This window comes from Photorhabdus sp. P32 (assembly GCF_038085095.1).
GTDB lineage: Bacteria > Pseudomonadota > Gammaproteobacteria > Enterobacterales > Enterobacteriaceae > Photorhabdus > Photorhabdus luminescens.
Map to the genome: position 1 here is coordinate 1 of NZ_JAZGJN010000119.1, position 1,581 is coordinate 1,581.

1 protein-coding gene is annotated in these 1,581 nt (G+C 42.0%); it reads left to right on the forward strand.

The genetic code is table 11. From position 1 onward, the window contains the following. Positions 1 to 628 precede the first annotated feature (628 nt). Positions 629 to 1,369 (forward strand): SDR family NAD(P)-dependent oxidoreductase, encoded by a 741-nt coding sequence (locus tag V2H77_RS00640; RefSeq protein WP_265379569.1) that lies wholly within the window; start codon positions 629 to 631, stop codon positions 1,367 to 1,369. Positions 1,370 to 1,581 lie beyond the last annotated feature (212 nt).

Genomic DNA, 1,581 nt, shown 5'->3' on the forward strand with positions numbered 1-1,581 from the left:
CTTGCCGCCGCGCTGCAACTCGAAATCTATTAGGTATATATTTTATTCTCTTTCTATTAGTACCAAATGAAAATCATAAGAAAACATACAATATCTTGAAATACAAATTAAACAAATGAGCGGTAATTATAAAAATTTCATTTTGACAACCACTGAAAAACACGCTATATATTCTAAACAATAGACATAATATTAATTCAAAATTCAACTTATTCAATATTTACGAAACAATCCAGCATGGAAATTTATAAAAAAATATAAGGCAAGTTGAAAAGTCACTTATTAAGCGTTATTTTACGGCAGCAAGATAATATCGTCACCGTAGATAGAAAAAAAGACAAATAGGAAAGGATCAGTGCAAACTAAAACTAATTTGATCGCCTATTAAAAACGTTGAATTATCTAAATCGATCAGGATCTGAAATCTAGCGCCTGCTGGCGTCAAATTTCTTAAGACAAAAGACCCCAAAGCTCGCCTTACAGAGAAATTCCAGCCCCTTGATTTTTCATACTGGAACATAACAACACAAGTTCATTTGAGATCAAACTTTGAATAATGGAACCCATTCATCTTCCAAAGTCAAAGATAGCCTAAACTTAGTTCGTATCATTTACAGGAGTAAAATATATGACTTTAGATTTTAACGATAAAGTGGCAATTGTTACCGGCGGCGCTATGGGTATTGGTGCTGCAATATGCCGCAGACTGGCGGCAAACGGCGCAAAAGTTGTCGTGGCCGATCTCGACGGCGACGCAGCTCAAGCCCTTGCCAATGACCTTGATAATGCTATCGCCATTCAGCTTGACGTCTCCCAAGCGTCCGCAGTGGAACGCTTAGTGGCTCAAACGGTAGAGACCTTTGGAGCACTGCACCTGGCAGTCAACAACGCAGGGATAGTCGGCTCGCGCCATCGGACCGTAGACTATCCGTTGGATGATTGGCATCAGGTCATCAACATCAACATGCACAGTGTGCTGTACTCAATGAAGTACGAAATTCCAGCAATGTTGGCTTCCGGCGGTGGTGCGATTGTTAACATGGGCTCGGTCGTAAGTAATGTTGGCCTCACCGGCTCGATTGCATACGTAGCAACCAAACACGCATTGCTAGGCATGACAAAAACTGCCGCGCTGGAGTATGCAAAACAAGGAATTCGGATTAACGCCGTCGGGCCCGGTTGCATCGACACACCATTGATGTCTACGCTCGACACCGATGTAGTCCAAAAAATGGTCAAGCATCATCCTGTCGAACGTCTCGGAACACCCGATGAAGTCGCTGCATTAGTTTGCTTCCTATTATCTCAGGATGCATCTTTCATTACCGGTAGTTACTACCTCGTTGATGGTGGATATAGCGCACGTTGACCCGCTTGTATCCTAAATCATCATCATTTAAGTCTGTATTACGTTAAAACTGGGCAAAGTAGACAATGGCCTCCTTAAGCCGCGAGGAGATTATTGTCGCGTTGCCCGTATCAACTTTTCAGATCGAAATAAATAAGACGTCGAAATAGTCGATCACTTGAAGGGAACTCAGTTCGGTTTTTGCGATCTGATTTATCGCCAGCCAAATATAT

What these genes read in the sequence shown, in the direction of transcription:
- V2H77_RS00640 (WP_265379569.1), top strand. Translation starts at nt 629, where the DNA reads ATGACTTTAGATTTTAACGATAAAGTGGCAATTGTTACCGGCGGCGCT.